Source organism: Pseudomonas umsongensis (assembly GCF_012647205.1).
GTDB lineage: Bacteria > Pseudomonadota > Gammaproteobacteria > Pseudomonadales > Pseudomonadaceae > Aquipseudomonas > Aquipseudomonas umsongensis.
Map to the genome: position 1 here is coordinate 558,093 of NZ_CP051487.1, position 17,779 is coordinate 575,871.

The window sequence follows — 17,779 nt, forward strand, 5'->3', positions numbered from 1 at the left end:
AATCGCGCGGCACTTCACGACGAACAACTGATCTCCAGATGCTTGCCCCATTCCGGCGGCCTCTCGGCGTAGCTCTCCATACCGGGTTGTTCGTCGAACGGCTTGCTTAGCACCGCGTGCAGCCGGCGGACTTCCGAGTAGTCGCCGCTCTCTGCCGCATCGATGGCCTTTTGCGCCAGGTAGTTGCGCAGGATGTACAGCGGGTTGACCGCATGCATCCGGGCGCGCCGCTGCTCCTGATCCACCTCGCCTTCCCGGGCCACTCGGGCGACGTAGCGCTCGCCCCAGGCATCAAAACCCTTGAGGTCGACGAAGTCATCGCGCAAATGGCCAACGGCCGCTTCGGGGGCTTTTTCGCCCAGGCGCCGGAAGAACAAGCTGTAATCGACGCCGCTGTTCTGCATCAGTTGAAGCAATTGCTCCAGCAGCTTCTGGTCGTCCTCTTCGGCGGTGGTCAGGCCGAGACGGCGGCGCATCAGGTCCAGGTAATGAGCCTGGAACAGCGGCAGGTACAGGCCGAGGGTTTCGCGCAGGGCCTCGACGCTGATGAACGGTGTCAGCGCCTGGGCCAGGGCGCTGAGGTTCCACTGGCCAATGGGCACCTGGTTGCTGAATGAATAGCGGCCCTGGTCATCGGAGTGGTTGCAGATGAAGTTGGCGTCGAAATCATCGAGGAAGGCGAATGGGCCGAAGTCGAAGGTAATGCCGAGGATCGACATGTTGTCAGTGTTCATTACGCCATGGCAGAAACCGTAGGCTTGCCACTTGGCGATCAGTTCGGCATTGCGCTCGACCACTTCGCGGAACATCGCCAGGTACGGTTCCGGTTGTTCCAGGCACTGCGGGAAGTGCATGGCCAGCACATGGTCGCCCAGGATTTTCTGCTGCTCGGGACGTTTGGTGTAGTAGAAGTATTCGAAATGCCCAAAGCGTACATGGCTCGGTGCCAGGCGCAGGACCATGGCCGCGCGCTCTTGTTTTTCGCGCCAGACCGGGGTGTCGGAGCCAATCACGCACAGCGCCCGAGTGGTCGGGATGTTCAGGGCCTGCAGGGCTTCGGAGGCGAGAAACTCGCGGATCGAGGAACGCAGCACTGCGCGCCCATCGCCCATGCGCGAAAACGGCGTCTGACCGGCGCCCTTGAGGTGAAGGTCCCAGTGCTCGCCGGCCTCGTTGTACACCTCGCCCAGCAACAGGCCGCGACCATCGCCCAGTTGCGGGTTGTAGGAACCGAACTGGTGACCGGAATAGACCATCGCCCTGGGAATCGCGTCAGCCCAGAGTTTGTGACCACTGAACAGCTCGGCGAACTCTTGGGTTTCGGCCACGGCGGGGTCGAGGTCGAGCAGCGCCATGGCAGCGGGGCTTGCGACCACGAGACGTGGGTTATCGATTGGCTCGGGCAGCACATGGGCGGAAAAGGCATCGCCCAAGCGGTCGAAGCGATTGTCGAAGGTCAGTTCGTCGAGGGCTTTCAAAGGCCGGCTCCAGCAGAATGTCCGAGCATTCTGCTGGGGAATGGCCGGTTAGTCGAGTTTGGCGGAAGGTGGCTCTTGCACCGGCTTGCCATCGACCAGTGGCACGATGGTTTTCGCTTCTGGCTCGATCGGCACCATCTTGTATTCCTGGCCGTGGAGATTCTTGAGGTAGACCTCCATCTGGCGGAAGGAGATGTTGATGTGCTGCTTCTTGAACTCGCGGTTGATGAAGCGGTTGACCTCATCGAGCACCGGGTTGCGGTCGCCGAGGTCGCGCACGTGCATGCGCAGCTCGTGGTCAAGAGTGCTTTCGCCGAAGTTGAGGAAGTACACGTGCGGCTCGGGCTCCTTGAGCACCCGCGGATTTTCCCGTGCAGCCTTGAGGAGCAATTCCTTGACCAGGTCCAGGTCCGAACCGTAATCGACCCCGAGCTTGAGCGTGACCCGGGTGATGGTATCGGTCAGCGACCAGTTGATCAGTTGCCCGGTAATGAACGTCTTGTTCGGGACAATGATGTCCTTGCGGTCGAAGTCGGTGATGGTGGTGGCACGGATGCGAATCTTGCTCACCGTACCCGACAGGTTGCCGATGGTGATGGTGTCACCGATGCGCACCGGGCGTTCGAACAGGATCATGATGCCGGAGATGAAGTTGGCGAAGATTTCCTGCATACCGAAGCCGAGGCCGACCGAGAGCGCCGCGACCAGCCATTGCAATTTGTCCCAGCTCACGCCGAGGGTCGACAGGGTAGAGACGAAACCAATACCGGCGATCAGGTAGGACAGCAGCGTGGTGGTGGCATAGGCGCTGCCTTGGGCCAGGTTCAGCTTCGAGAGCACGAACACCTCCAGCAGGCCGGGTAAGTTGCGCGCCAGGGCAAAGGTGATACCGATGATGATCAGTGCACCGAGCATGTCGCCGATGCTGATCGGCACCATGCTCATGTTGGCACCGGTGCCGCTGGTGTATTCGTAAAGGGTGATGTTGTCCAGGTACGAGAACACCGTGATCAAGTCGGCCCAGACCCAATACAGCGCAGCGATGAAGCCACCCAGCAGCGCCAGGCGGATCAGGCGCAGGGATTGTTCGTTGACCTTCTCGATGTCCATCGTCGGTTCTTCGATGACCGCTTCGCCGTCGCCGGCCTCTTTTGCCGCCTGGCGTTTGGCCAGGGCGCGCTGGTAAGCCAGGCGCCGTGCCGCCACGCTCAGGCCGCGCACGAAGGTCGCTTCGATCACCAGCCAGAACATCAGCAAGTAAAGGGTGTTGATCAGTCGGTCGCTGAGTTTGAGTGCGGTGTAGTAGTAGCCGAAGCACACGGCCACGAACAGTGCGATGGGCAGCGCGGTAAACAGAATGCCCAGGACCTTGCGGAACAACGAGGCGTTTTCGTGGGTCGGGCTGCTGATCAGCAAGCGACTGAGCAGCCAGGTCATCAAGGCGTAGCAGATCAGCACCACCGGCATGCCGAGCACGTCATCGGCCAGCGCCGCCGGTTGCAATTCCGCCACCGCCACCACGGTGACCAGTGCCATCACCACCATGCCAAGGCGGCGGACCCAGCCCCGGAGGAATTCGACCTGGGGTTTTTCCCAGCGGAAATGCAATTCCGCCACGCCACCCGGCGCGAGGATTCGGTAGGCGGTGTAGAACACCAGCCACGCCCCGGCCATTTGCAGCAAGGCCGCGCCCATGCTCGCGTTCTGCCCGCGGGCGTCGATTTGCAGGGCCAGGCCGCACAAGGCGAGGGCCAGTGACACTGGCATCGCCAGCAGGATGTTGATCAAAATGGCTTGGGGTGTGTGCCACTGGCTATCACGCTTGAAATGCCCGATGTCCTGGTGAACCTTGTTCAGGCGGGCATACAGCTGCTTGCGTCGCCATAGCAGTGCACCAATCAGCAATGCCAGCGGCAGGAACAGCAGTGGACGCTGGGTCAGGCCGTCGACCAGTTCACTCAGGCTCGAAGCCCAGGGCAGGGTATCGACCTGACGGCTCAGGCGCTCCGGCACAGTACTGAACCACTCCACATCCAGCGGTTTGTTACTGGGAATCCAGAACATCTGCTCGTCGAGTGTCGCCCGCAAGCTTTGCGCGGTACTCAGCAGTTGTTTCTGATTCAGTTGCAGGGTGATGGATTCGTTGAGTACCGCGCTCAGTTCGCGGTTCAGCCGCTCCAGCAGGTCGGCACGGGTGGTGGCCAGCTCCAGCAGGCTCTTGCGCAATTGCGGGGTGACCTGCTCGGGCGGTTGGGTCGACAGCAGGTTGTCGACGTAGCTCGCCGGGTTGCTCAGCAGCTCCCGTTGCTGGCTGACTTCGAATTGATACAGGCGAATGTCGGCGATCTGGTCCGCCAGGTCACGGTCGACCCGCAGGCGTGGCAAGGCCTGTTTCTGCTTGTAGAGAATCTTGGACAGCAGCAGGCTGCCCTTGAGCACGTTGATCTGCTCGTCCAGGGCCGAATCGCTCTGGGTCAAGCTGTCCAGTTGTTGCTTGGTTTGCAGGTTTTTCTGCGTGACTTCGTTGAGGCGGTCGGTGCTTTTGAGCAGATAGTCCGAGAGTTTCAGGTTCGCCGTGCTTTCGACGGCCAGCAGGCTGCTGCCGCCGGCCTTCTGCGCTTCGATCGATTGCTGGGTGACCGTTTCCTGGGATTGTGCGAGGCGCTTCTGGTTGATCAGGTTTTGCAGCTCTTGGATTTCCTGATCCAGGCGATCGGATTTTTCCGTCAGCAGGTCATGCTGGCTATTGCCCAAGTCTTGCAGCTGAGTGTTGCTCGCCAGTTCCTGGCGGCGCAGCGGGATCAGGGCGTTCAGCGCCATGAGCTCGGCATTGAGCTGGTCGCGCTGCTCGGCACTCAGGGTTTTGCCGGCGTCTTTGCCGGCCTTGAGGATGTTGTTGATCTGCTGGATGCGCGTCTGGCTGGCGGAAATTTCCCCTTGGGCGCGTTCGGGGCGAGTCTGGGCGGTAATGATCAGGCTGTTAGCGTCGCCCAGGGCTTTTTGCAGATCGCTTTGCTGGGTCGAACGTTCGGTGAGCAGTTGCTCAAGTTGCTGAATCGACTCTTTGGCAAAACGTTGCGCCACCGGTACCACGCTGCTGGCCTTCAGGCGGGCCAGTTCGCGTTGGTTCTCAATGGTCAGTTTGGGCGCGCTGGCCAGCTGTTGCTTGAGCTCGACCAGCTTCTGCTCGTAATCACGCTGATTGTTGAGCTGTGTCAGCGTGCTCTGCAGGACGGATTGCAGGGCCTTTTGATCGGCTTCCGGCAGTTTGCGGTCGGCGATCTTGTCCAGGCTTGCCTGTACGGATTCACGGGTGGGCGGTTCGGCGGCTTGTACGGTACCGACAGAGAGGCTCAGGCCCAACAGGACCATGACGAAAAACGTGCGCAGGCTTGACATAGTGACCGATCGAAAACGAGACGAAGAATGGAGTTTAGAGGAAGAGTCCCGGGCCGGGGCGACTTCCTTCGGGAAATCTGACGCCCACTTTGCCGATCTTGTTCCCTTCCATGGCCGCAACGGTCCAGATGGTGTTGTTCCATTCAACCTGGTCACCGACCACGGGCGCACCCCCAACTTTCTGGGCAATGAAGTGCCCCAGGGACATGTCCGGATCGATGCCTTCGACCTTCAACCCGTACAGGGCGGCAACAGCGGCCAGCTGGGCGTCTCCTTCAAGGACGAAGTCGCCGAAGAAACGCAAATCGAGGCCCCGCTGCGGCGCCTGGCTGAACAGTTTTCCGAGGGCCGGCAGGTTGTGTTCATGGCCTATAACACACAGCAAATCATCGACTTCCAGCACCGTACTACCCGACGGATGGAGCAGTTGTTCGCCACGAAACAGGGCTGCGATACGGGTGCCTTCGGGCATTTTCAGCTCGCGAAGGTGCGAACCGATGCACCATTTCTCGGCGCCGAGGCGATAAACGAACAGTTCCCACTCGCTGGTGACGTTCACTTCCAGGGCCGAGCGGGAGATTGGCGCAGGCTCGGGTGGCACCGTCACCTTCAGCAGTTTGGCGATCCACGGCAAGCTTGTGCCTTGCACCAGCAGCGATACCAGCACGATAAAGAAGGCGAGGTTGAAGTACAGCTGGGCGTTGGGCAGGCCCGCCATCAGCGGGAACACCGCCAGAATGATCGGAACCGCACCGCGCAGTCCAACCCAGGAAATGAACGCCTTTTCGCGCCCGTGAAACGCCTTGAACGGTAGCAGGCCGACCATCACCGACAACGGCCTGGCAAACAGGATCATCCATAGCGCCAGCGCAAGTGCCGGCAGGGCAATCGGCAACAGATCGTGGGGCGTGACCAGCAGCCCCAGTACCAGGAACATGCCGATCTGCGCCAGCCAGGCCATGCCATCGAGCATGTGCAAAATGCCGTGACGGCTACGCACCGGGCGGTTGCCGATAACCAGGCCGCACAGGTACACGGCCAGGAACCCACTGCCGTGCAGGGCGTTGGTCAGGGCGAACACCACCAGGCCGCCGGCAATGACCAGGATTGGATAGAGACCGGTGGCCAGGTTGATACGGTTGACCAGTTGCAGCATTAGCCAACCGCCCCCCAGGCCGATGATGCCGCCGATGCCGAACTCGCGCAGCAGGTGCGTCAACAGGCTCCAGTGCAGGCCGGTCTGGCCGCTGGCGAGCATGTCGATCAGGGTCACGGTGAGGAACACCGCCATCGGGTCGTTGCTGCCGGATTCGATTTCCAGGCTGGCGGTCACCCGTTCGTTCAGGCCTTTGCCGCCTAGCAGGGAAAACACTGCGGCGGCGTCAGTAGAGCCGACGATGGCACCGATCAGCAGGCCCTGCATCAGGTTCAGGTCGAACAGCCAGGCCGCGGCCATGCCGGTCAGCCCGGTGGTAATCAGCACGCCTACAGTGGCCAGCGACAGCGCCGGCCACAAGGCCACGCGAAAACTCGATACGCGAGTACGCAAGCCACCGTCCAGCAGGATTACCGCCAATGCCAGGTTGCCGACCAGATAAGCGGTGGGGTAGTTGTCGAAGATAATGCCGCCGCCATCGACGCCGGCGGCCATGCCCACGGCCAGGATGATCACCAGGATCGGGATGCCGAGGCGCGACGAAAGTGAACTTACCAGGATGCTCGCACCTACCAGCAACGCGCCGATCAAGAACAGGCTGTTGATGGTCGTCGCATTCAAAGGCAGTACTCCGGAAGGCTGAAAAGCGGGCACAAACTGACCATGCAGTCTGCGTGCCAGCGATTCTAACCTGTTGAAATGTGATGCTGTCAAAAAGCTTTTGCCAATCAAATGATCGCAGCCTGCGGCAGCTCCTACAGGAAAACGCGAATCTCTTGCAGGGCTGGCGAAGGCTGCGATCTTTTGCGCTTCATGGCGACGAACTGCAGGAACCAGATGGGACAATCACAGTCTCTACAGTTCGCGAGAAGGGTCACTGGTCAGGAAAATCAAGGCCTTGCGCCTGTTTAACCCTGGCATCCACCGTGACTTTTCTTTATCGTACGCGCCCTTTGAAAATGCCCGGAAAATCAAAATGTTGGAAGCATCCCTAAGCCAATTGGAACAACTGGTCAGCGATCTGGTGCAACAGAACCAGGCCTTGGTCAGCACTAACCAGACCCTGAGCGCCGAACTGGCCCAGGCCAAGGATGAAAACGAAAGCCTGCAACTGAGCCTGATGGAACAGGAAGAGAAACAAGGCGCCACCGTGGCACGCATCCAGGCCCTGGTTGAGCGCGTCAGCGCTGGCCCTGTCAACGCATGAGTTATGGCCCAGGTGTGAAAGTCGTCTCGATCCTGGGGGAAGACTATTCGATCAAGGCGCCGGCCGGGGAAGAACAGACCCTGCTGGACGCCGCATTGATGTTGAAGGCTGCCCTGGCCGAGACCAAGAAGAAGTACCCGACCCTGATCGGTGACCGACTACTGGTGCTGGCCGCTATGAATCTGTGTTCCCAACAGATCGAAATGCAAAAGCGCCACAAGCAGGAACTCGACCGTTACCAAGAGCAAGTCAGCGCCACGGTTGAAGTGATTTCCAAGACGATCAATCAGGTCTGATCGGCTTTGCGCACAACCAAAGAATAAAATTGTCGATTTAGTTGTATACAATCGGCACGGCTGTTGCAGTGTTTCAGCCTCTTATTCTTTGGGGGTGCTCCATGCAGTTCTGGCGACGCAGTATTCAGTGGCAGTTGATCCTGAGCATGGGCACCGCCCTGTTGGTCAGCATTCTGATCGTGGTTGGCATTTATACCCTCGTGGTCAACCGCCTTGCTCAAAGCTATCTGGTCGAGCAAGCCTTGCCGTCGAGCATCGAGGCGATGCGCAACGACATCGAACGCATCCTTGTCCAGCCTCTAACCGCCGCCAAGGACATCGCCAGCAACAGCATGGTGCGCGACTGGCTGGCCGCGGGTGAAGACAGTGCCCAGGCCGGCACGTTTACCACTTACCTCGAAGGCGTGCGTGCCGAACACAAAGCCTTTACCGCGTTGATGGTCGGCACGGCTACCCACCATTACTTCAACGAAAAAGGCCTGGACCGTACCCTCAGTCGTTCCAATCCAAAAGACGCCTGGTTCTATGCGTTCCTCGACAGCGACCAGCCGCGCACCCTTAATATTGACAACGACGCGGCCACCGGAGAATTGGCGCTTTTCATCGACATTAAAGTCGAGAAGGCCGGGAAGGTCGTGGGCGTCGCCGGACTGGGCCTGAGCATGAAAGAGCTGTCCGAGCTGATTCACAACTTCAGCTTTGGTGAGCGTGGCAAGGTCTATCTCGTGCGCTCCGACGGTTTGATCCAGGTGCATCCCGAGGCTCAATTCAGCGGCAAGCGTACTCTGGTCGAACAAATCGGCGGCTCGGCGGCACAAGCAGTCATGGGTCAAATAGTTGCCACCAGCAGCGGTTTTTCCCGTGAGGGTGAGGATTATCTGGCGCTGAGTCTGCCGTTAAGGGATTTGGGCTGGACCCTGGTGGCCGAAGTGCCGCAATCGCAAATCTACGCCGAGGCCCGTCGCGCCATGTGGATGAGCGGTGGTATCGGCCTGGCGGTGGCCCTGGTGTGCTTGTTGCTGGTGGTGTTGCTGGCCCGTGGGTTGGTACGACCGATTCGTCAGGTAACAGCGGCACTGGTGGCCATCGGTAGCGGTGGTGGAGATTTGACCCATCGGTTAGATTCCAGCCGCGCCGATGAGCTGGGCGACCTGGCGCGCGGGTTCAATCGCTTCCTGGAAAGCCAGCGCGGAATGATCGGCGAAGTGCTGACCACCAGCGACCGCTTGCGCGCAGCGGTCGGGCAGGTGGCACGGGTGGTGGATAACACCGCAGAGCGTTCCGGGCGCCAGCAGGAGATGACCGACATGGTCGCCACCGCGGTCCACGAAATGGGCCTGACTGTGCAGGAAATTGCGCAAAACGCCGGCAACGCGGCAGTCGTTTCGCAAAACGCCCGTGATGAAGCAATGCAGGCGCGGGAAGTGGTCGGGGGTTCGATCCGCCATATTGAAAGCATGTCCGATGAAATCGGCGTCGCCGCCAGAGCCGTGGGCGCATTGGCAGACCAGGTGGCATCGATTGATCAGGTGCTCGCGGTGATTCGCGGAATTTCCGAGCAGACCAATTTGCTGGCGCTGAACGCCGCTATCGAAGCGGCGCGGGCCGGCGACATGGGACGCGGATTCGCGGTGGTGGCCGATGAAGTGCGCACCCTGGCGCGACGCACGCAAACATCCACCGACGAGATTCAGCAGATGATCGGCAGCCTCAAGCAGGGCGCGGAGAACGCGGTGTCGTCGATGCATTCCGGCCAGGCCGCGACGGGCACGGGTGTCGAGTCGAGCCAGCGCACCGGGGCTTCGTTGACGGCGATTACCGGGCAGGTCGAGCGCATCAGCGACATGAACCACCAGGTGGCGACGGCGACGGAAGAGCAGTCGGCGGTAACGGAAGAGATCAACCGCAACGTGCAGGGGATTTCCGATCTGGCGCGGGCGACTGCCGGGGAGGTCAAGGCTTGTCGGGAGGATTGCCTGACGTTGCAGCGGTTGGCGGATGATCTGGCGCGGCAGATGGGTGGGTTTCGTCTGAGCTGATCTGTTGTCGGTGATGTCCTCTTCGCGAGCAGGCTCGCTCCCACAGTGTCACGCGTTCAACTGTGGGAGCGAGCCTGCTCGCGAATGGATTTCGGCAGCACCTCAGACTTGGATCAGAACCACTCATCCTGCATGCCCAGGCAAACATCATCCCGCGCCTCAAGAATCGTCAACTCATGGTGGCAAGCCGGGATTTCCCAGGTCAGGAAGTACCGCGCCGCCTGGAGCTTGCCTTTATAGAAGTTCACATCGACCGCATTGCCTTTGGCCAGCCCTTCCTCGGCGCGAATCGCCTGTTCCAGCCAGCGCCAGCCAATTACCGTGTGACCAAAAACTTTCAGGTACAACGCCGAGTTAGCCAAGCTGCTGTTGACCTTGCCCTGGGCCAGGTCGGTCAGCAAGCCAATGGTCACGGCCTGCAGGCGCGCCACCAGTTTCTCCAGTGGTTCACGCAGCGCGGTCAGCGAGTCATGGGCGTGCGCGCGCTCGGCGGTGTTGGCGATCAGGCGGACCAGTTGTTTGAGGCCCGCACCGCCGTTCTGTGCCAGTTTGCGCCCCAGCAGGTCCAGCGACTGAATGCCGTGGGTGCCTTCGTGAATCGGGTTCAGACGGTTGTCGCGGTAGTATTGTTCCACCGGGTATTCGCGGGTGTAGCCGTGGCCGCCAAGGATCTGGATCGCCAGTTCGTTGGCCTTCAGGCAAAACTCCGACGGCCAGGATTTGACGATGGGGGTCAGCAAGTCCAGCAGTTCATGGGCCTGTTTGCGTTCGGCCTCGGTCTCCAGTGTCGTGGTGTCATCAAACAGCCGCGCCGCGTACAGCCCCAGGTCGAACGATCCTTCGACGTAGGCTTTTTGCGTCAGCAGCATGCGCTTGACGTCGGCGTGCTGGATGATCGCCACCGGAGCGGTGTTCGGGTCCTTGCTGTCCGGCACGCGACCCTGAGGGCGCTCGCGGGCGTATTCCAGCGAATACAGGTAGCCGGCGTAGCCAAGCATCACCGCACCCATGCCGACGCCGATTCGCGCCTCGTTCATCATCTGGAACATGTAGCTCAAGCCCTGATGCGGCTTGCCTACCAGATAGCCTACGCACTCGCCATTATCGCCGAAGTTCAGCGCGGTTGAGGTGGTGCCGCGCCAGCCCATCTTGTGGAAAAGCCCCGCCAGCAGCACGTCGTTGCGTTTGCCGAGGCTGTCGTCATCGTTGACCAGGAATTTCGGCACGATGAACAGCGAAATGCCCTTCACACCAGCAGGGGCATCCGGCAGCTTGGCCAGGACCATGTGCACGATGTTTTCCGACAGCGGATGATCGCCGCCGGAGATGAAGATCTTGTTGCCCTTGAGTCGATAGGTGCCGTCGGACGCAGGCTCGGCTCGTGTACGAATATCCGACAGCGACGAACCTGCGTGGGGTTCGGTCAGGGCCATGGTGCCGAAGAAGCGGCCGTCGATCATTGGTTGCAGGAAGCGGCGTTTCTGCTCCTCGGTGCCGAAACTTTCGATCAGGTTGGCCGCGCCCATGGTCAGGAACGGGTAGGAGGTCGACGCCGCGTTGGCGGACTGGAAATGCGCGAAGCAGGCTTGCGACAACAGGGTAGGAAGTTGCATGCCACCAGCGTCGAAACTGCGCGCTGCATTGAGGAAGCCGGCTTCGAGGAACGCCTCGACTGCCGGTTTCACTTCCGGAATCAGGATTGCCTGACCGTCCTCATAGCGCGGCTCGTTCTCGTCACCCTTGCGATTGTGCGGGGCGAAGAACTTCTCGGCGATGTTGCGGGCGGTGCCCAAGGCGGCATCGAAGGTTTCGCGATTATGTTCGGCGAAACGCTCACGCTGGGTCAGGCCCTCGGCATCGAGGACTTCATACAGCTCGAAAGCCAGATTGCGGGAACTGAGCAACGTCTCGGACATGGCGGCCTACCTTTTGTTGGAGTAGGGCGAGTCTAGGCGGGGGAATAGAGGCTGAACAGGATGATTGATCTGCGTGATGGTGACTTAGCAGACGCCATAAGTAACTGTGGGAGCGGGCTTGCCCGCGATGGCGTCAGACCAGTCAACATCATCAGTGACTGATACATCGCTATCGCAGGCAAGCCCGCTCCCACAGGGTATTGCGTGCCGGGCGGCTATTGCGGCAGCCCGGTTTACCGGTTTTAGCCGATGGTCATCAGGCTGGCATTACCACCCGCAGCAGCGGTGTTAACGCTCAACGCACGCTCGATCACCAGGCGCTCCAACGCAATGTTGGTTTCACCCTGCGACAGACCCTGGACGCCGACAATGGCACCGGCACGCTTTGCCACTTGCTGGCAAACCGCGCGCAACTGGTCGGAATGGCCGTGATGCAGAACCGCATCAATCACCACGTCGTCCTTGTTCCAGTCGGAAACCAGCTTGATGCGTGCCTGGATGTCTTTCGGCAGACGGGCGAGCAAGGCCTTGGTCAGTTCAGCTTCCGGCCATACCGCCGAACCGCCGACAGCCAATACCGCAGCCAGTTGCGTCAGCAGGTCGCCTTCGACTTCCGCCAGGCACAGCACGTGCTCGCGCGGCAGGATCGCATAGCTGTTACGTTCGCCGGTCGGGCCGGCCAGGACGCGGGTGATACCGCTTTGCGATTGTGCGGCGAACTGCGCGCACAGGGTGCTCAGGTCGGCGAACTTGTTGCTGTCGGCCCAGGCTTTCAAGGCGGTCAGCGGTTTGCTCATGGCATCGCGAAGGCGAACGTCCGGTGCTACGGCAGCGTCGCCGCGAGCGAAGGATTGTTCGATCGCATCGGCAGGGCGGGTCGACAGCAGGCGGTACAGGTACAGCGGACCACCGGCTTTCGGGCCAGTACCCGACAGGCCTTCGCCGCCGAATGGCTGCACGCCGACCACGGCACCCACGATGTTGCGGTTGACGTAGACGTTACCGGCATTGACGTTGTCGATCACCTTGGCGATGGTCTCGTCGATACGGGTGTGCACGCCCAGCGTCAGGCCGTAGCCGGAAGCGTTGATTTGGGCAATCAGTTGATCGATGTCCTTGCGCTTGTAGCGCACCACGTGCAGCACCGGGCCGAAGATCTCCCGTTGCAGTTCGTCGAAGCTTTCCAGTTCGATCAGCGTCGGCATCACGAAGGTGCCGCGTTTAACTTCTTCGGCGTCGGCGATGGCCACCTGGTACACGCTGCGACCTTTGTCGCGCATGGCCTGGATGTGCTTCTCGATGCCAGCCTTGGCTTCGGCGTCGATCACCGGGCCGATGTCCACGGACAGGCGCTCAGGGTTGCCGAGGCGGCTTTCAGCCATGGCACCCTTGAGCATTTCGATCACGCGGTCGGCAGAATCTTCCTGCAGGCACAGCACGCGCAGGGCCGAGCAACGCTGGCCGGCGCTATCGAAGGCCGACGAAACCACGTCGATCACCACCTGTTCGGTCAGTGCCGAAGAGTCGACGATCATCGCGTTCTGGCCACCGGTTTCGGCGATCAGCGGAATCGGACGACCCTGGCTGTCCAGGCGACCGGCAATGTTGCGTTGCAGCAGGCGCGCAACTTCGGTGGAGCCGGTGAACATCACGCCTTTGACGCGATCGTCGCCCACCAGTCCGGCGCCGACGGTTTCGCCACGGCCCGGCAACAGTTGCAGGACACCTTGTGGAATCCCGGCCTCGAGCAGCAGGCGCACGGCTTGAGCGGCGACCAGCGGCGTCTGTTCCGCAGGCTTGGCCAATACCGGGTTACCGGCAGCCAGCGCCGCAGCCACTTGGCCACTGAAGATTGCCAGCGGGAAGTTCCACGGGCTGATGCACACCACCGGACCCAGCGGGCGGTGGGCATCATTGGTGAAATCGTTGCGAGCCTGCACCGCGTAATAACGCAGGAAGTCCACGGCCTCGCGCACTTCGGCGATGGCATTGGCGAAAGTCTTGCCGGCTTCGCGAGCCAGCAGGCCCATCAGCGGCTGGATCTCGGCTTCCATCAGGTCTGCGGCGCGCTCGAGGATCGCGGCGCGTTCGGCCGGCGGGGTAGCCTGCCAGATCGGCGCGGCGTTCAGTGCGCACTGGATCGCATTGTCGACGTCTTCGACAGTCGCTTCCTGTACGTGGCCAACCACGTCACGCAGATCGGACGGGTTCAAGACGGGTGCAGGGGTTTCGCTGCTGGAAGCGCAACCGAGCATCGGCGCGGCCTTCCAGTTGTTGTGCGCAGTAGCCAGCAGAGCGCAGGACAAGGACGCCAGGCGATGTTCGTTGGCCATGTCGATGCCGCTGGAGTTGGCGCGCTCGGAGCCGTACAAATCGCGCGGCAGCGGAATGCGAGGATGCGGCAGGCCGAAGCCACCTTCCACGGTCGCCATCTGCTCGATGCTTGCTACCGGGTCGGCCACCAATTCCTGGATGGAAATCGACTGGTCGGCAATACGGTTGACGAACGAGGTGTTGGCGCCGTTTTCCAGCAGGCGACGTACCAGGTAAGCCAGGAGGGTTTCGTGGGTGCCGACCGGTGCGTACACACGGCACGGACGGTTCAGCTTGCCTTCGGAAACCTTTCCTACAACTTGTTCGTACAGCGGTTCGCCCATGCCATGCAGGCACTGGAACTCGTACTGGCCCGGGTAATAGTTCTGACCGGCAATGTGATAAATGGCCGACAGGGTGTGGGCGTTGTGCGTGGCGAACTGCGGGTAGATGACTTCCGGCACCGACAGCAGTTTGCGTGCGCAAGCGATGTAGGACACGTCGGTGTACACCTTGCGGGTGTAGACCGGATAGCCTTCCAGGCCTTCAACCTGGGCGCGCTTGATCTCGCTGTCCCAGTACGCGCCTTTCACCAGGCGGATCATCAGGCGATGACGGCTGCGGCGAGCCAGGTCGATCACGTAGTCGATCACGTACGGGCAACGCTTCTGATAAGCCTGGATCACGAAACCGATGCCGTTCCAGCCCGTCAGTTGCGGCTCGAAGCACAGGCGCTCGAGCAGATCCAGCGACAGCTCGAGGCGGTCGGCTTCTTCGGCGTCGATGTTCAGGCCGATGTCGTATTGCTTGGCCAGCAGGGTCAGCGACAGCAGGCGCGGGTACAGCTCATCCATCACGCGCTCGTACTGGGCACGGCTGTAGCGCGGGTGCAAGGCCGACAGCTTGATCGAAATGCCCGGACCTTCATAAATCCCGCGACCGTGGGACGCTTTGCCGATCGAGTGGATGGCTTGTTCGTACGAGGCCAGGTACTTCTGCGCGTCGTGCTCAGTCAGTGCGGCTTCACCGAGCATGTCGTAGGAATAGCGGAAGCCCTTGGCTTCGAACTTGCTGGCGTTGGCCAGGGCTTCGGCAATGGTCTCGCCGGTGACGAACTGCTCGCCCATCAGGCGCATGGCCATGTCGACGCCCTTGCGGATCATCGGCTCGCCGCTCTTGCCGATGATGCGGCTGAGGGACGAAGTCAGGCCCGCTTCGTTATGCGTGGACACCAGCTTGCCGGTCAGCAGCAGGCCCCAGGTCGCGGCGTTGACGAACAGCGACGGGCTGTTGCCCAGGTGTGGCTGCCAGTTGCCGGTACTGATCTTGTCGCGGATCAGGGCGTCACGGGTGCCTTTGTCCGGAATGCGCAACAGCGCCTCGGCCAGGCACATCAGCGCCACGCCTTCCTGGGACGACAAGGAGAACTCTTGCAGCAGGCCCTGAACGATACCGGCACGGCCGCCGGCGCTCTTCTGGTTGCGCAGTTTTTCCGCAATAGAGGCAGCGAGCTTGTTGGTGGCTTCGGCCATCGGCGCCGGCAGGCGAGCCTGCTCGATCAGCATCGGCACCACTTCCGGTTCCGGGCGACGGTACGCGGCGGTGATCGACGCACGCAAGACCGATTGCGGCAGGATGCTCTCGGCGAACTCGAGGAAGCACTGGTGCGCGTGGTCGACATGGACGTCGCCCGCTTCGTCAGTGTCTCGGGCGATACCGTTGAGCTCGGACAGGGTTGCACCACCCTCGAGTTTTTCCAGGTAATTGAAAATTGCCTGCTTGATCAGCCAGTGCGGCGTGCGATCAATCGAGGTCGCGGCAGCCTTGAGGCGTTCGCGGGTCGGGTCATCGAGTTTGACCCCAAGGGTGGTGGTAGCCATGTTTTTATCCTCATGTTTGCCACGACTGCGTGGCATCAGCTGGCGCAAAGATTAGCCGTGTGATGAATGAGGTGCAACCGGGTGCAACCCTTTTTTTACGGGAATAAACGGCAGTTCGTCAGGAAAAAAATTCCACTGCGCCATTACCGCGTTGCCTTGGTGCTTTTTGGATGGATAGACGATCATTCTTGCTCCGAAAAGGAGCAAAAACCTTGGTTTGATATAAATTTCCGACTAGGTGCAACTTATTCCCCAGAAATGGGTTGCACCTTATTTGCTTTGTTGCATAGCATTCGCGCCCAAGGTGCAACCAGTCGCAAGACCGGTGTGCCGGCCGATGGCTTTCCTGGGGAAACATCGGTCATAAATGCGCGGGATCCCGGATCGTCTGTCAATCGTCACCGTTTGCCAGCGCTTCACCAGCCGCCGCTACATAAAAACAAAGCCAGGGCATCACTCAATGAGCGTAAGCAATCCAACCCTGATCACGTTCGTGATCTACATCGCAGCAATGGTGCTGATCGGCTTCATGGCCTATCGCTCCACCAACAACCTTTCCGACTACATCCTGGGCGGCCGTAGCCTGGGCAGTGTCGTGACCGCGTTGTCCGCCGGTGCATCCGACATGAGCGGCTGGTTGTTGATGGGCCTGCCGGGCGCCATCTACATGTCCGGTCTGTCCGAGAGCTGGATCGCCATCGGCCTGATCATCGGGGCTTACCTGAACTGGCTGTTCGTCGCCGGCCGTCTGCGCGTGCAGACCGAGCACAATGGCGATGCGCTGACTCTGCCGGACTACTTCTCCAGCCGTTTCGAAGACAAAAGCGGCTTGCTGCGGATCATTTCCGCCGTCGTGATCCTGGTGTTCTTCACCATCTATTGCGCTTCCGGCATCGTGGCTGGCGCCCGTCTGTTCGAAAGCACCTTCGGCATGTCCTACGAGACGGCGCTGTGGGCCGGTGCTGCGGCGACGATTGCCTACACCTTCGTCGGTGGTTTCCTGGCGGTCAGCTGGACTGACACCGTGCAAGCCACGCTGATGATCTTCGCCCTGTTGCTGACGCCGATCATCGTGCTGCTGGCCACCGGCGGCGTCGACACCACGTTCCTGGCCATTGAAGCGCAAGATCCAAGCAACTTCGACATGCTGAAAAATACCACCTTCATCGGCATCATCTCGCTGATGGGCTGGGGCCTGGGCTACTTCGGCCAGCCGCACATCCTGGCGCGTTTCATGGCGGCCGATTCGGTGAAGTCGATTGCCAATGCCCGTCGCATCTCCATGACCTGGATGATCCTGTGCCTGGGCGGCACCGTGGCTGTCGGTTTCTTCGGTATCGCCTACTTCTCGGCCAATCCGGCCGTGGCCATGCCGGTCAGTGAAAACCACGAGCGTGTGTTCATCGAACTGGCCAAAATCCTCTTCAACCCATGGGTTGCCGGCGTTCTGCTGTCGGCCATCCTGGCTGCCGTCATGAGCACCCTGAGCTGCCAGTTGCTGGTGTGCTCGAGCGCCCTGACCGAAGACTTCTACAAGACCTTCCTGCGCAAATCCGCTTCCCAGGTTGAACTGGTCTGGGTCGGCCGCGCCATGGTGCTGCTGGTTGCCCTGATCGCCATCGCCATGGCGGCCAACCCGGAAAACCGTGTACTGGGCCTGGTGAGCTACGCCTGGGCAGGTTTCGGTGCCGCATTCGGTCCGGTCGTGCTGATCTCCGTGATCTGGAAAGACATGACCCGCAACGGCGCACTGGCTGGCATCCTGGTCGGCGCGATCACCGTGATCGTCTGGAAGCACTTCGAACTGCTGGGCCTGTACGAAATCATCCCTGGTTTCATCTTCGCCAGCCTGGCGATCTACATCGTCAGCAAGCTGGGCACGCCGACTGCTGGCATGCTGCAGCGCTTTGCTGCTGCCGAGGCAGATTTCCGTTTGAACAAGTGATGGGGATGAGCTGAGGCTCTAACCTTTCGCAAAAACGGCCCGTCTCCTACAGGAGGCGGGCCGTTTTTTTTGGGGGGTGGGCAGAAGGCTAATGGCAGGTCCATTTCTACCTTGCCTTGCTCTGCGCCATTGCGTTGCGCGATGGATGCG

The 17,779-nt window shown here is 60.7% G+C and carries 10 protein-coding genes and 1 pseudogene; 5 read left to right on the top strand and 6 right to left on the bottom strand.

Annotated features, from left to right (window positions below):
• Window positions 1-14: 14 nt before the first annotated feature.
• The 3 genes from selO to HGP31_RS02515 are packed head-to-tail and all read right to left on the bottom strand — an operon-like array spanning window position 15 to window position 6,654.
• Window positions 15-1,478: a protein adenylyltransferase SelO gene (selO, locus tag HGP31_RS02505; RefSeq protein WP_020796195.1), complete on the bottom strand. Its 1,464-nt coding sequence runs from the start codon at window positions 1,476-1,478 to the stop codon at window positions 15-17.
• A gap of 48 nt (window positions 1,479-1,526) precedes the next feature.
• Entirely contained in the window at window positions 1,527-4,877 is a 3,351-nt protein-coding gene (mscK, locus tag HGP31_RS02510) for a mechanosensitive channel MscK (protein WP_033045285.1), read from the bottom strand.
• A gap of 34 nt (window positions 4,878-4,911) precedes the next feature.
• Window positions 4,912-6,654 carry a potassium/proton antiporter gene (locus HGP31_RS02515; RefSeq protein WP_033045283.1) on the bottom strand — a complete coding sequence of 581 codons (1,743 nt, stop codon included), beginning with the start codon at window positions 6,652-6,654 and terminating at the stop codon, window positions 4,912-4,914.
• Between the two features lie 355 nt (window positions 6,655-7,009).
• Between HGP31_RS02515 and HGP31_RS02520 the strand changes: the two genes are divergently transcribed.
• The 4 genes and pseudogenes from HGP31_RS02520 to HGP31_RS30875 all read left to right on the top strand — a co-directional run bounded on the left by HGP31_RS02520 (window position 7,010) and on the right by HGP31_RS30875 (window position 9,575).
• Window positions 7,010-7,240, top strand: coding sequence for a hypothetical protein (locus HGP31_RS02520; RefSeq protein WP_033045282.1), 231 nt, complete (start codon window positions 7,010-7,012; stop codon window positions 7,238-7,240).
• On the top strand, window positions 7,237-7,536 hold the full coding sequence (locus tag HGP31_RS02525; RefSeq protein ID WP_033045280.1) for a cell division protein ZapA: 300 nt from the start codon (window positions 7,237-7,239) through the stop codon (window positions 7,534-7,536). The genes HGP31_RS02520 and HGP31_RS02525 overlap by 4 nt, the downstream gene beginning before the upstream one ends.
• A gap of 146 nt (window positions 7,537-7,682) precedes the next feature.
• Window positions 7,683-8,708, top strand: a pseudogene (locus HGP31_RS30870) (HAMP domain-containing protein); the annotation flags it as partial.
• Window positions 8,709-8,843: 135 nt separating this feature from the next.
• On the top strand, window positions 8,844-9,575 hold the full coding sequence (locus HGP31_RS30875) for a methyl-accepting chemotaxis protein (RefSeq protein WP_420850693.1): 732 nt from the start codon (window positions 8,844-8,846) through the stop codon (window positions 9,573-9,575).
• A gap of 113 nt (window positions 9,576-9,688) precedes the next feature.
• Here the strand turns inward: HGP31_RS30875 and HGP31_RS02535 are convergent, their stop codons facing one another.
• The 3 genes from HGP31_RS02535 to HGP31_RS30680 all read right to left on the bottom strand — a co-directional run bounded on the left by HGP31_RS02535 (window position 9,689) and on the right by HGP31_RS30680 (window position 15,870).
• Window positions 9,689-11,491 carry an acyl-CoA dehydrogenase gene (locus tag HGP31_RS02535; protein WP_168757116.1) on the bottom strand — a complete coding sequence of 601 codons (1,803 nt, stop codon included), beginning with the start codon at window positions 11,489-11,491 and terminating at the stop codon, window positions 9,689-9,691.
• A 242-nt stretch (window positions 11,492-11,733) separates the two neighbouring features.
• On the bottom strand, window positions 11,734-15,684 hold the full coding sequence (putA, locus tag HGP31_RS02540) for a trifunctional transcriptional regulator/proline dehydrogenase/L-glutamate gamma-semialdehyde dehydrogenase (protein WP_020796202.1): 3,951 nt from the start codon (window positions 15,682-15,684) through the stop codon (window positions 11,734-11,736).
• Between the two features lie 51 nt (window positions 15,685-15,735).
• Window positions 15,736-15,870 (bottom strand): hypothetical protein, encoded by a 135-nt coding sequence (locus HGP31_RS30680; RefSeq protein ID WP_020796203.1) that lies wholly within the window; start codon window positions 15,868-15,870, stop codon window positions 15,736-15,738.
• A gap of 274 nt (window positions 15,871-16,144) precedes the next feature.
• On the opposite strand from HGP31_RS30680, the gene putP reads away from it, so the two are divergent.
• Window positions 16,145-17,629: a sodium/proline symporter PutP gene (gene putP / locus HGP31_RS02545; RefSeq protein WP_168757117.1), complete on the top strand. Its 1,485-nt coding sequence runs from the start codon at window positions 16,145-16,147 to the stop codon at window positions 17,627-17,629.
• Window positions 17,630-17,779: the final 150 nt, after the last annotated feature.